8 protein-coding genes are annotated in these 13,575 nt (G+C 72.5%); 5 read left to right on the top strand and 3 right to left on the bottom strand.

Going from position 1 to position 13,575, the window contains the following annotated elements; translation table 11 throughout:
• Window position 1 precedes the first annotated feature (1 nt).
• Both ACIBEJ_RS12870 and ACIBEJ_RS12865 read right to left on the bottom strand, forming a co-directional pair.
• Window positions 2-997 carry an AAA family ATPase gene (locus tag ACIBEJ_RS12870; protein ID WP_397182838.1) on the bottom strand — a complete coding sequence of 332 codons (996 nt, stop codon included), beginning with the start codon at window positions 995-997 and terminating at the stop codon, window positions 2-4.
• 15 nt (window positions 998-1,012) lie between these two features.
• Window positions 1,013-3,139, bottom strand: coding sequence for a fibronectin type III domain-containing protein (locus tag ACIBEJ_RS12865; RefSeq protein ID WP_397182837.1), 2,127 nt, complete (start codon window positions 3,137-3,139; stop codon window positions 1,013-1,015).
• A gap of 215 nt (window positions 3,140-3,354) precedes the next feature.
• On the opposite strand from ACIBEJ_RS12865, the gene ACIBEJ_RS12860 reads away from it, so the two are divergent.
• The 4 genes from ACIBEJ_RS12860 (at window position 3,355) to ACIBEJ_RS12845 (ending at window position 10,896) form a co-directional block, all read left to right on the top strand.
• Window positions 3,355-4,554 carry a hypothetical protein gene (locus ACIBEJ_RS12860; protein WP_397182836.1) on the top strand — a complete coding sequence of 400 codons (1,200 nt, stop codon included), beginning with the start codon at window positions 3,355-3,357 and terminating at the stop codon, window positions 4,552-4,554.
• A 335-nt stretch (window positions 4,555-4,889) separates the two neighbouring features.
• Window positions 4,890-6,011, top strand: a complete 1,122-nt coding sequence (locus tag ACIBEJ_RS12855) for a hypothetical protein (protein ID WP_397182835.1) — start codon at window positions 4,890-4,892, stop codon at window positions 6,009-6,011.
• Window positions 6,012-6,363: 352 nt separating this feature from the next.
• On the top strand, window positions 6,364-9,534 hold the full coding sequence (locus tag ACIBEJ_RS12850) for a chromosome partitioning protein ParA (protein ID WP_397183256.1): 3,171 nt from the start codon (window positions 6,364-6,366) through the stop codon (window positions 9,532-9,534).
• Between the two features lie 66 nt (window positions 9,535-9,600).
• Window positions 9,601-10,896, top strand: a complete 1,296-nt coding sequence (locus ACIBEJ_RS12845; protein WP_397182834.1) for a threonine/serine exporter ThrE family protein — start codon at window positions 9,601-9,603, stop codon at window positions 10,894-10,896.
• A 174-nt stretch (window positions 10,897-11,070) separates the two neighbouring features.
• Here ACIBEJ_RS12845 and ACIBEJ_RS12840 read toward each other — a convergent pair whose 3' ends face one another.
• Entirely contained in the window at window positions 11,071-12,285 is a 1,215-nt protein-coding gene (locus tag ACIBEJ_RS12840) for a citrate synthase (RefSeq protein WP_397182833.1), read from the bottom strand.
• Window positions 12,286-12,354: 69 nt separating this feature from the next.
• Here ACIBEJ_RS12840 and ACIBEJ_RS12835 point away from each other — a divergent pair, with 69 nt between their 5' ends.
• A complete protein-coding gene (locus tag ACIBEJ_RS12835; protein ID WP_397182832.1) occupies window positions 12,355-13,575 on the top strand; it encodes a LeuA family protein in 1,221 nt (406 codons plus the stop codon).

Raw genomic sequence — 13,575 nt, 5'->3', positions numbered from 1 at the left:
CTCAGGCCGCCTGCGGCACCGGCATCCCGGTGAGGATCTCGCCGAGCACCTGCCCCGCCGCGACCTCGCGCAGCTCCGCGTCGGGCGTGAGGATCAGACGATGCGCCAGCACCGGTACGGCCAGCGCCTTCACGTCCTCGGGCACCACGAAGTGCCGCCCCGCGGCGGCGGCCTTGACCCGGGCGGCACGCAGCAGCGCGAGGCTGCCGCGTGGGCTGGCCCCGAGCCGGAGCGCCGGGTGACTCCGGGTGGCACCGCACAGCGCCACGATGTAGTCGAAGACCGGATCGGCAACGTGGATGCGGGTCGCGAAGTCGATCATCCCGGCCACGTCGGTGGCGCGGGCGACGACGGGCAGCCGTTCGACCTGCGGCCCGGACGGCCCGCCCTTGAGCACCTCGACCTCCGAGGCGTGGTCGGGGTAGCCGACGGAGATCCGCATGAGGAAGCGGTCGAGCTGGGCCTCGGGCAGCGGGTAGGTGCCGTCCATGTCGACGGGGTTCTGGGTGGCGACCACGAGAAAGGGTCGCGGCACCTGGTGGGGTTCGGAGTCGACGGTGACCCGCCGCTCCTCCATGACCTCCAGCATCGCCGACTGCGTCTTGGGCGAGGCCCGGTTGATCTCGTCGGCGAGCACGATGTTGGCGAAGACGGGCCCGCGGTGGAACTCGAACTTCTGGTACGCCTGGTTGAAGATCGACACGCCGGTGATGTCGCTGGGCAGCAGGTCGGGCGTGAACTGGATGCGCCGCCACTCGGCGTCCACGCTGGCCGCGATCGAGCGGGCCAGCGTCGTCTTGCCGGTGCCGGGCACGTCCTCGATGAGCAGGTGCCCCTCGGCGAACAGGCAGATCAGCGCCAGCTCGATCGCCTCACGCTTGCCCCTGATGACGTGCTCGATGTTGCCCGCGAGCAGTTGGAAGCGCTGGGCGAACTGCCCCGCGAGCTGTTGCTGCTGGTACGGCTGCGCCGTCTCTTCCACGTTGTAATGGCTCACAGCTGAGTCCCCTTCTCAGTCCGTGCATTCGAACAGCGGCGCCGCCGGGAAGGCGCCGCGCGGCGACTCCATCAGCGTCACGCTGAGGTAGGCCACCCCGCCGTTCCACTCGATCCGATTCCAGACGTCGCTGGTCTCGTTCGTCTCGGATTCCGTGACCGAGGCCCCCTTGACCTGGCAGATCACGGTAAGGCTGATGTACTGACCCTTCGGGATCGAGCCCGCCTCCCCGCTCTTGGACGGGCCGGGCCTGATGAGCGTGTTGGTCTGGTTGTTGTTGGCGTTCTTGTAGGCGTGACGCGGATAGGCCAGGTCGGCGGTGGCGCTGGCCACCTCCTGGCTCTCCCCGGCCGCGTTCTTGGCCTTCAGCTTGAACTCGTGCTTCTTGTTGTTCTCCAGCCCGTCCACGCTGACGGAGGTGCCGCTGATGGAGTCGTCCGACTTGGCGCCGGACAGAACGTAGGTGGTGCCCTCCCCGGCGTTCGACGGGGCGCTCCAGCTCAGGTCGGCGCCGCGGTTCTTGGCCTTGGCGGCGAAGTTCGACGGCGCCCCGGGCGCCACGCACGGCTTAACCCCCGCGCTGGGCTCGGACTGCACCTGGCCGCCCTTCCAGTGGGCGACGACGGTGAAGGTGTACTCCTTGCTGCAGTCCCCGCCGCTGAACTCGAACTGGAACGGCCCGTTGGCGTCCACCGACTGCGGCGCGACGCGCCCGCCGCCGCCGTTGACCTGGACGGTGTAGCGGTCGGGCTTGCCGCCCGTCGACGGGCTGAAGGTGATGTCGATCTTCCCCGGCCCGGACTTGGCGCTGACCGAGCCCGGCTTGGTCGGCGGGCTCGGCGTCGGCGTCGGGGTGGGTGTGCGGGTCGCGCTGGGCGTCGGAGTCGGGGTCGGCGTCGCGTCCGGCTCCTCGGTGGGCTTCTTGGACGGCTTACGCGTCGGCTCGGCGGGCTCCTCCTCGGTATCCGTCGGCTCCGGATCGGCCGTCCTGGTCGGGTCGGGCTGGCGGCCCGAGGCCGTGGGCTCGGGCTTCGGCGTCTGCTTGGGCTTGGGGGTGTTCGTCGGGCCGGGGACGTCGCTGTCGTCCTTGTCCACCGGGTGCTTGCGGCCCTCGGGATCGACGACGACGGCCTTGTCGCCGTTCTCGTCGTTGGCCCACAGCAGGCCGTCCTTGACGAACATCTCGATCGGGCCGGGCTGCTCGGCCACCTGGATCGTGGTCGGCCTGCCGCCCGCCGCGCTGTCCCACACGATGAGGCCGCCGCTGGCGCTGTCCGGCACGTACACCTTGGAGCCGAGCACCTGCGGCACGCCCAGCGCGGCCGGTTCGTCGGCGGTGAGCTTGGTGGTCTGGACGGCGTTGGAGGCGGTGTCGATCACCACGAGCAGCCCGTCGGGGCCGGGCGCCAGGATCGGCACCAGCGAGCCCTCGGTCATCGCCGGGGTGAGCGCGCCGCCCTTGTCCGACTGCGCGACGCCCTTGGGCAGCAGGATCTCTCCCGCGCCGCCGTCGGAGCCGATCACCACGGCGGTGGAGGCGCGCGTGTTCACGATCACCGGCAGGCCGCCGGCGATGGTGACGGCGAGCTCCTCACCGGGCTCGCCCGCCTTGACCGCCTGCTCGGCGACGCCGGAGGCGACCGGCACGACCTCGCCCTTGGCGGGCACCGGCACCCACAGCTTGCCGCCGCCGTCGATGCGCGCGGCGCCCAGCGGCCCCTGCAGTTCGAGCGGGGCCCCTAGGGAGTTCAGCGTGACCGGGTCGATGCGTTGCACCGTTCCCTTGGGATTGACCGCGTACGCGGCCTTTCCGGTGACCACGAGCTGCATGCCCGCGGCGCCGAAGTCGCGGCTCTGGGCCACGCTGAGCTGGCTCGGCTCGATGCGGCTGACGACGCCGGTGCGGTCGTCGACGAGCAGGACCGTCTGGCCGTCCTGCACGATCCGCAGCGGACGGCCCGCCTTGTCGTCGAGGTAGCCGTCCACCTCGCCCGACAGGCCGTTGACATGGACGATCTTCCCGCGGACCTTGGTCCAGAGCCAGGCGCCCACGTCGGCCAGCTTCGGATTGGCGCTCGACACGCCCACGCCGAACACCGCCGCCACGACGACGAGACAACCGGCCACCACTGCGGCGATCACAGCGGTGGCTCGGTCACCCCGGAGTATGCGGACGCGCATCCGTCACTCACCCCGTATGTACGATTACTTAGCGTTTGCCCCCGTCTTACCGGGCATCACGATAGCGTGCAGCCGTACCAGGCGCATGCCTTGCTCAGAACCTGTCGGCGCCGTCTTCGGTACGGCTCGCCGCGTCCGATGCCAGAGTGTCGGTGCGAAGCCGTACCTTAGTTCGCGTGCCTGATCAGCCCCTGACCCTCGACGCCGCGCTCTCCGAGGAGGCGGTGCTGTCGACCTACCGCCGGATGTTCGCCGCGCTCGCCCGCGACAGCGGCGCCGTGGTCGACGACCCCGCCCTGGTCGACATCGCCGAGACGCTGTTCGGCGCGTTCGCGGAGGCGGGCGAGGAGTGGCTGACGCACGAGCAGATGCGCCACGTGTGCCGTGCCTACCCGGCCGACCAGTTCGACAACCGGCTGCGCGTGCTCAAGGGCCTCGGCGCCGTCCGCGAGGTCTTCCCCAAGCCCAACCAGCTCCGCTACCGGGCCTCGTTCACCAGCGTGGTCGGGCTGATGTTCATCCGCCGCATGATGGACGACGGCGGCCAGTCCGAGATGCACCGCCTGCTCGCCCTCGAAGACCTCAACGTCGCCGACCCGCGCACCACCATGGAGGAGGCCAGGCAGAGCGCCGCCAACCTCGCGCGCGCCTTCCGCCTGTGGGCCCTGGAGCTCATCACCCTCACCACCGGCACCATCGAGGAACTGCGCGAGCAGGCCCCCAAGCTCTGGGGCACCGAGGAGATCGCGCGCCGCGCGCAGAGCCTGCACGGCACCATCCTGACCCGCTGGCCCGACCTCGACCGCACCTGCACCGACCTGCGCGCCGCCATCTACTCCTACAGCGACGCCAGCCGCCGCGCCGCCGGACGTCTGGCCGACTCCGCGGGCACCACCCGCAACCTGACGCTGCTGCCCACCGAGACGTGGCGCACCTTCGCCCAGACCGCCTCGCGCGAACGGCTGGCCGCCGTCCTCGACGGCTTCGTCTTCGACGCCCCGGCGCCGTGGCACGATCCCGCCGCGATCGCCCGCGCCGTTGACGAGGCCCCGCGCCCGGTCCCCGCCCAGCCCACTCCCCCACGCTCCGACCTGCCCGACCCCGGCCCCGCCGACTCCCTGGACGGCCCCGCGGACGCCGTCGTCCAACGCCTGACCGAGGTCGCGGAGTCGCTCCTGGCGGGTTCCGCCCGCGTGCGCCTGTCCGACGCGGTGGGGGCCGACTGGTCCTCGGTACGCCGCCTGCTGGCCGACCTGACCAGCATCGACCTGCGGCCGGAGCTGCCGTACCGGCTGGCGTGGTCCGACGAGCTGACGGTCGACCCGGCCCGCGAACCCGCCTGGCTCTCCCACGGCTACCTGGAGCGCACCCCATGACCACCCCAGAGCCGTCTCCGCGAGCGACCCCCACACCAGACTCCCCAACACCCCAAACCACCACACCGCAGGCCGATGCGCCGGAGGTGGCCCGACCTGCGACCCCAGGGCCAGACACCGCCACGCCGCCAGCGCCAGCGCCGCAGAGCACCGCACCGGGGGCGCCAATGCCGGAGTCGGCTGCGCCGGAGGTGCCAGCGCCGCTGGCCACCACGTCGGAGGCCGCCGCGCCTCAGGCGCTGACGCCGAGGGCCGCTGTGCCGGGGGTGGCGCATGTGTGGGCTCGTTCGGGTGGGCCGTTGCGGCTGGGGACCGGGGAGCCCGCGCCTGCCGGGATGGTTCGGCTGACGCACAATGACACCACCGGGCTGGCGGTGCCCGTGTGGCCGGATGGGGCGACGCCGTCCCTGCTGGAGGAGCATCAGGTGGCGCCGATGCCGGTCGAGCGGGCCGGTGAGGCGCGGCGCGTGCTGGCGGCATGCCTCAAGTGCTGCTGGAACGACCTGGCCGCCGACCCCTGGCCGGGCGTCGCGGCCCCGGCCGAGCAGGTGCTCGACACCTACCGGGCGCTGATCGGGCGTTCCGACGACCTGATGCGCAACTGGGCCGTCGGCGCGCTGCGCCGCCTGCACGACTCCTCCTGGATCGTCCTGTCCGACGGCATGGTACGTCTGGGACCCCGCTGCGCCCTCTGGCCCGTCGAGTCGTTCGCCCAGCTCAAGGAACTGGTCCGCAGGCTGCCCGAGCCCGAGCGCGACGAGCTGACCGTGGTCGCCGACGAGGACCTGGTCACCGGATCCCCGGCATGCGAGCCGGGCGGGCTGGTCGAGGGCGGGGAGGCCGAGTTCGACGACCTGCTGTCCGGTTACGACGAACGACGGCGCGCCGAACTGGTCGCCGCCTACATGGTCGTGGAGCATGCCGCCGAACCCGTCCAGGAGGCCAGGTTCGCCGCGCTGCGCGACCCGGCCATGCGGCACACGCTGGGCGAGATGCTGGGACGGCGGGGCCGTACCCTCATCCAGCATCACGAACGCTGGACCTCAGGCTACGACGACGCGACGGCGGCCTCGGCGGCGCGGGACGCGGGCGGGCTGGGCGAGAGCGAGCGGGCGGTGCTGACGCTGGTGCTGGTCCACTCGGTGGCGATCCCGCGCGCGGAGGGGGCGCTGCCGGAGGACACGTGGCTGTCGCCGTTCCCGACACCGGTGGACGAACTGCGCCGCCACACCCAGTTGCCGATCGGCGAACTGGAGTCGGCGCTGCGCGCGTTGCGGCACGCCGGGCTGCTGGGCCAGGTGAAGGCCGGCGAGGAGGCGGGCGGCTACGTGCCCGGCCCCCAGTTCCACCGCCTGACTCCGGCTGCCCGGCGGCGCCTGCAGGAGGAACTGATCCTCGCCGCCGGCCCGCACACACCGCTGGCCGGAGCCGTACGCGCCAGAAGGTCTCCCTCATGACCCACCACCCCACAAGCGCACCGCTCCGCCAGGCCAGGCGTCGGCATGCGGGCGTGCGCCAGCCGACTCGAGAGTCCCGGCACGTCGGAGTGTGCGGCGACAGCACGGGCCACGCCACCTTCGGGCACCGCCGAGGGTCCGGGCATTGTCACGTGCGCGGATTTTGGCATGCGGGCGCATGCCGCCTCGCGGCTGGCCTGCGCAAGAAAGACGCGCGCTACCGCACGAGTGGGTGCAGCAGCTTGGGTGGTTACCGCTGCAGGGGTGGGGCGCCTCGTGTGGGTGGGGGGCGGCGCGTGGGGTGGGTGTGGGTGGGTTTGGTTGGTTGTTGGATGAGTCTCGGGGGTTGAGGGTGTCGCAGGTGGAGAACGTTGTCGGGGACCGGGTCCTGATCGCCGTGCAGGCGGTCAACATCTCCCGGCTGTCGACGCACCCCGTGCCGACCGTGCCGGGAACGCTGATCGTGGTGGCCGGGGCCGGGCCCAAGGACTCCAACGGGGCCGGGAAGTCGTCGTTCATCGCGTCGATCACGGCGTTGCTGGGGGATGAGCAGTGGCGGTTCGCCTCGGGGGCGAAGGCGGTGTCGGAGCTGCTGTTCAATGCCGAGCTGGCCAGCGGGGCGGGCGGGAAGCAGTGGGCCAGTGCCGATCACGGCTACATCGTCGGCGTGTTCGGGCCGCCCGGGGCCGACAGCGAGCTTGAGGGGGGCGGTGCCGTACCCGCGGAGGAGGCGGACGAGGCGGACGGGGAGCTGATCTCGGCGGAGGCGGAGAGTGGCGAGCTGTTCCAGGTGCCGACCGGGGGTGCGGTGACCGTGTGGCTGCGGGTCAACCAGGAGGCGCCGCACCTGGAGGTCCGCTGGCGGGAAGGGGTTCATCTCGCGGCGGCGGCTTCCGAGGCGGAGCGGGTGGCCAGGGCCGACGATCTGTGGAGTTCGTTGCCGAAGTCGGCTGGGCGGCGGGACGTGGTGGCCCGGGATCTGACCAAGGTGCTTTATGGGGACCGGGTGCGGTGTGTGTCGTTCCTGTCGACGTCCGTGCGGAGCAAGGTGGCCACGAACCTGTTGTCGCAGCCGCTGAACGAGATCACTCCGGAGCGGGTGTTCGAGGCGATCGCCGCCCTGACCGGGCTCGACACCGAGCTGGAGCAGGAGCGCGAGGCCCGGCGCGACGAGCACGCCAAGCGGGTGCGCGCGGCCCAGGCGGGCGAACGGCTGGCCGAGTTCGAGTCCGAGTCGAAGGCGTTGCTGACCACGTTCGACAGAAGGGATCAGGCGCGGGTACGGCTCGCCGAAGCGCTGCGCTGCTGGCGGGGCCGCCAGGCCAGGAAGCTGGCCGACGCCGTGGCCAAGGACGAGCTGCTGGCGGCGGAGTCGGCCAGGCACCAGGAGGCGGCCGGGAAGGCGGCCGAGGCGATCGCCATGGTCAAGGCGGAGATCACCACGCTGAAGGACGACACGCTCGACAGGAAGGTGGGCGAGGCGCGCAAGGAACTGGCCGTATTGCAGGCCAGGGCCGCCAAGCTCGACGCCGACCGGGCGGTGGCCGCCAACTCCGCCGACGAACTGCGTGGCCAGATCCCCGCACTGGAGCAGACGCGGCGCTTCGCCGACGGCAGGGACGTTCCGGCGGCCGAGCGGGAGGTGGGCGAGGCCAGGCTCCGGCTGAACGAGGCGCTGAAGTCCCTGGGCGTCGCCGACCGCGAGGTTGCCTCCGCGCAGGCGGCGTTGGACGACGCCGAGGGCGGTCCGGCGGCGGCCCAGCTCAACGCCCTGTCGGCAGCCGGTCTCGCGGCCACCGGCCTGCTCGACGCCCTCGACGTCGCCGAACAGGCCCGCGACCACTCCCACAGCCAGGGCCCCGGCCAGGACCACGACCCCGGCCAGGACCAGGGACAGGATCAGGGCCAGGACCAGGGGGACGGCCACGCCCACAGGCAGGAAACCGGGCAGGGGCGCGGCCACGGGCCAGGGAGTGGCCGGGGGCCGGGCGTGGGTGGGCTGGGGTTGGGCGGGTTGCGGGGGTGGCCGAACGAGCATGCGGTGATCGTGGACGCCGACCGGATGGAGGCGGCGGCGGCAGCGCTAGCCGGGCTGCCCGGGTCGGTGGTGGTCTCCTCGGCCGGGGTGAGCGTGGTCGGCGCCTTCGACGGGGTCGCCACCGGCCGCGAGGCGCGGATCAAGGCCGCCGAACACCGGCTCCACCGGGCCAGGGACACGCAGGAGTCGGCGACGCAGGCCGTGCACGATGCCGAGGGGGCGGTGGCGCAGGCGCAGCGGCGGCTCGAAGGCGCGAAGGCGGCGGTACGGCTGGCCGAGATCGAGGCGCGGCTGGCCGAGCGGCGCGCCAAGCTGGCCGAGCTGACGGCGGCGGTCGAGGAGATCACCCCGAAGGTGGCCGAGACCGAACGCCTGGCCGGATCGCTCGACTTCCGCGCCCGCACGCGCGACATGGAGATCGAGCGCATGGAGGGCCGCAGGCAGCGGCACGAGGGGGAACGTGACCAGGCGTCCGAGCAGGTCAAGCGGGTGGCCGCGGACCGCGAGGCGCTGAGGCTGGATGCGCTGGCCGCCGACTGGGGCGGTCCGGCCGACGGCGCCCGCGAGTGGATCGAGGCGCTGCCCGAGGAGGAACGCCCGCGCGGCGCCGACGAGTGGTGGCGGATGGCCGAGCGGCATTTCGACCAGGCGCAGCGTGACACGTTCCCCGAGGAGGACGCCGAGGTGCCGGAGGAGTTGGCGTTCCTGCTGGCCGAGCGGGCGGGCAGCACGGCGCGCGAGCAGGCGACGTTCGCGGCGGTCTGTGGCGCTCTGGCCTCCTATCTGCGTGGGCAGGAGGAGTACGAGAAGCACCAGCGCCGCCAGATCGAGGCGCAGATCGACTCCCGGCAGCGTGACCTGGCCGCGGCCGACAAGGGCGCGGAGGAGGCGGCGCAGTCGACGGCGGTGCACCGGGCGGCGCTCACCGCGGCGATCAAGGCGCGGCTGACGCGGGTGGCGGAGGAGTTCGACAAGCTGGACACCGGCTACGGCGGGTACGGGGCGACGCTGGAGTTCCCGGTGCCGCCGCCGCCCGCCGATCCGGAGCAGCGCTGGCAGTGGCGGGTCACACCGAAGTGGCGGCGGGGCGACGGGCAGGGGTTCGTGCCGTACAACCGGCGGGCCAACACCGCGCTCATGGACGAGAAGGCGGTCAAGCTGGTGTGCGCGGCGGCGATCGCCTCCTCCGGCGGCGGGCACCTGTGCCTGGTGCTGGACGAGCTCGGCCGCAACCTGGGCAAGGAGCACCGGCGGGAGGCGGTGGCGTTGTTCCGGCGGATCGGTGAGACGTACGGGATCACGGTGATCGGCGCCCTTCAGGATGACATGGAGCCTTATGCGATCGACGCCTGTGGCCAGTACATCAAGCTGCGGCGGTCGTCGGACGCCATGCCGTACAACGAACCGCCGGTGATCATCGGGCACGACCAGCACGCGGAACGCGTGCGCGCGCTGGCCTCCTACGTGGAGCGGCCCGCCTCATAAAGATCCGGCGGGCCCTCGGTGTGCCTGCTCGGCGGCGGCCGGACGGGCGGCTAGCGTCCGAGTCCGATGACCTACACCGCCTCCGATGCCGACGGGCATCGGGCCATGGCCCTGGCGCTCCGCGTCGGCGAGCTGCTGCTCGGCAGCGGCGAGGCGACCGAGAACGTCGGCGGCGCCATGCGCAGGATCCTTGAGGCCTACGGCCTGCGCAACGTGGAGGCCGACGTCAACCTGTCGGCGATCACGCTGTCGCACGTGCCGGAGGACGGCCGCGCCGCGACGACGGCCGAGCGCAGGGTACGGCGGCGCCAGCCCGACTACGACCGGCTCATCGCGGTCCACGGGCTGGTCGGCGAGATCGCGTCGGAGGGGCTGTCGCTGGCCGAGACGGAGGGGCGGCTGCGGGAGATCACGCGGCGGGTCAAGGTGTATCCGGAGTGGGCGGTGGTCTGCTCGCTGGCGCTGATCTCGGCGTCGGCGGCGGTGCTGATCGGCGGCGGCCCGATCGTGGCGGCGGCCGCGTTCGCGGCCACGATCCTCGGCGACCGGACGGGGGCGTGGCTGGGGCGGCGCGGGGTGGCCGAGTTCTTCCAGCTCGCGGTAGCGGCCAGCTTCGGCGCGATCATCGCGGTGCTGCTGATCTGGGGCGAGGTGCCGGTGCAGTCGTCGGCGGTGGTGGTCGGCGCGGTGATCGCGCTGCTGCCGGGGCGTCCGCTGGTGGCGTGCGTGCAGGACGGCATCGCCGGGGAGTACGTCACGGCGACGGCCCGGCTGACCGAGGTCGTGTTCATCGTGGCGGCGGTGATCTCGGGGATCAGCTCGGTGCTGGCGTTCGCGTTGCAGCTCGGGGTGCCGATCAGCGTGGACAACGTGCCGGTGGCGCCGCTGTCGATGGACACGCCGCAGTTGCTGGGGGCGCTGGGGGTGAGCCTGACGTTCGCGGTGGCGCTGCTCGTGCCGCCGCGTTACCTCGTGCAGGGGGCGCTGGGCGGGTTGCTGATCTGGGTGACGTTCGTGTTCCTGACGTGGCGGGGGCTGCCCGCGCTGGTGGCCACGACGGTGGCCGCGGCGGTGACCGGGCTGATCGGGACGGCGTTCGCGCGGCGGGTGAAGGTGCCGTCGATGGTGTTCGTGATCCCGGCCATCGGGCCGTTGCTGCCGGGGTCGGTGCTCTACAAGGGGATGCTGGAGATGAGCCTGGGCGAGCTGTCGCGGGGCACGCTGCACCTGATCGAGGCGCTGTCGATCGCGCTGGGGATCGGCGCGGGCGTGATCATGGGCGCGGAGATCCTGCGCGCCTTCCGCGGCCGCGACCTGGCCCGCCGCATCCGCCCCGCCTCCCGCCGCACGCGGGGATACTGACCGACTCCCGTTCTCCTGCTCTCACACCCCCACCCATCCGTTACGGCAAGCCGCCCCCACGCCTCCCGCCGTCGCGGGCGAGCGCCGATCGTCGGGCGCTTCTCACGTCGCACGCCGCACTCACCGCCACGACGCCCCCTTGACCAGCCACCTGGGGTGACGTGCTCCGAAAGCTCAGGTGATCGATGGGCCGGTGTAGGAGGCCCGGAGGCGGAGCAGCGTCCCTCTGGTGTACTCCTCCATGGCGTGGGCCAGCCAGCCGGCCGTTCTCGCGATCGCGAACACCGCCTCCCCCGCCCCCGGCACCATGCCCGCCACCGCCGCCAACGTGGCCAGCGCCATGTCGATGTTGTGTTCCGGGAGCCTCCGGCGGCGGACCTCGGACAGGACGGCCCGGGCGGCGGCCATCCGGTCGTGGCCCGGGGCGGCGGACTCCACCAGGTCCAGGAGGGCCGCGCCTCTGGCGTCGCCGTTCTTGTACACGCTGTGCCCGAAGCCGGGGATGCGTTCGCCCCGCCGTACCCGCTCGCCGATCACGCGCGGCGCCAGGCCGGGGTCGGTGACCTCGGCCAGCAGGCGCTCGGCCCCGTAGGAGGCGCCGCCGTGGAGCGGGCCACCCAGAACGCCCAGACCGGTGAGTACCACCGCATAGGGGTCGGCCTTCGCGGAGGCGGCGACCCGGGCGGCCAGGGTGGAGGCGGCCAGTTCGTGGTCGGCGAGCAGGACCATGGCCGCGCGCAGGGCGTCCACGAGCGCGGGGGCAGGATCCGAGGCGGTCAGCCGCGGCCACAACCGCGCGGCGACCGAACCCGCCGCACCTTGCGATCCCGGCGGACCGCTCGCCAACCCCGTCGATCTCGACTGCCCCACGACGGGCAGCGCGTCGACCAGGCCCGCGATGAGGCGGCGTCCGGTGGCGGCCACGGAGGCGGGGTCGAGCTGGTGGCGCAGGTTGTCCGAGGCGCCGAGGACGGTGACGATCACCTGCAGGCGGTCCAGCGGGAGCAGGCCGGCGGGCAGGCTCCGCTGGGCGGCCGCGGCCGCTCGCAACGCCGCCTCGTCGGCGGTCCATCCCGTCGAGCCCGGCTCGTTCCACAGCAGGTCGGCGACCGTCTCGAAGGCGTGGGTGCGGGCCAGCGCGAGGGCGTCGTGGCCGCGGTAGTACGGGCGGTCGAGGCCCAGGGCGGTGACCGCGGACTCGATCACCAGCTCCGGCGGCTGGTTGCGGGGACGGCCGCGGCGGGCCAGTTGTTCGATCTCGGCGGCGTCGAACATGCTGCGCCTGCCGTCGTGGCGGCGCTTCAGGACGCCCCGGCTGACGTAGGCGTAGAGGGTCGCGGGCTTGACACCGAGGCGGTCGGCGGCGGTGGCGGCGTCGATCCAGTCCATGGACCCAACCCTCCATGTTGATGAAAATCAATATTGATCCATGTTGAGCGCGCATGTCAACGTGAGGACATGCCAAAGGTTCATTTCCTCGACGTCACCAACCGGGACGGCGTGCAGACCGCGCGCACGGGCCTGTCGAAGTTCGGCAAGACCATGGTCAACTTCTACCTGGGCAAGCTCGGGGTGGCGCAGTCGGAGATCGGGTTCCCGTTCCTGTTCCACGAGGTGCCCTACGTGCGTGCGCAGGTGGCGCTCGCACAGGCGGGCGCGTTCGGCGGGCTGCGGCTGTCGGGCTGGTGCCGCGGGGTCGCGCGAGACGTGGAGCAGGCGGCGCCGCTCGGGCTGGCGCACTACAACCTGTCCATCTCGACCTCCGACTACATGATCCAGAACAAGTTCAAGGGCCGCCTCGACCGGGAGGCGATCATCAGGGAGATGACCGCGGCCGTGCGGGCGGCCAAGAGCGCCGGGGCCGAGACCGTCGGCGTCAACGCCGAGGACGGCTCGCGGACGGACGACGGGTTCCTGCTGGAGTTCGCGCTGGCCGCCAAGGAGGCGGGGGCGGACCGGGTGCGGTACTGCGACACGATCGGCGGCGACACCCCCGGCCGGATCCGCGAGCGCTTCGCCCGCCTGGCCACCGCGACGGGCCTGCCCGTCGAGACCCACTGCCACAACGACCTCGGGATGGCCGTGGCCAACTCCGTGTCCGGCGCGCTCGGCGACCTGGAGGCGGGGCAGGACGCGTGGATCAACACGTGCGTGAACGGGATCGGCGAGCGTTCGGGCAACGCGGATCTGCTCTCCACGATCCTGGCCTTCCGGCACGGGTTCGGGCTGGAGAAGGCGGAGATCGGGGACGAGCTCGACCTGTCGTGGGCCAGGAGGTTCGGGCTGTGGGCGGCCTACGCGTTCGGGCAGGCGCTGCCGTACAACCAGGTGGGGGTGGGGCGGAACGCGTTCGCGCACGAGAGCGGCATCCACGCCGACGGCGCGCTCAAGGACCACGGGAACTACGAGCTCTACGACGAGGCGTCGCTCGGGCCCTTCCCCGAGGACTGGCACGCGCGGGCCGGGCGGGTCGTGCTGACCGGCGAGTACGGCGGCAAGGCCGGGTTCCGGCACGTCATGGAGGGGCTCGGGGTCGAGGTGGTGGAGGAGGAGCAGGCGTTCAGGCTCGTGCAGCTCTGCAACGCGATGACGGGCAGGCCGCTCACCGACGACGAACTGCGCCTGATCGCGACCTACCCGCGTGAACTGTCCCTGTTGTTCCCCGGCTACACCGGCTAG

It is taken from the genome of Nonomuraea sp. NPDC050790, from assembly GCF_044456745.1.
Taxonomy (GTDB): Bacteria; Actinomycetota; Actinomycetes; order Streptosporangiales; family Streptosporangiaceae; genus Nonomuraea.
The sequence above is the reverse complement of the archived record's forward strand: the minus strand, read 5'-3'. Positions and strand labels throughout refer to the sequence as shown.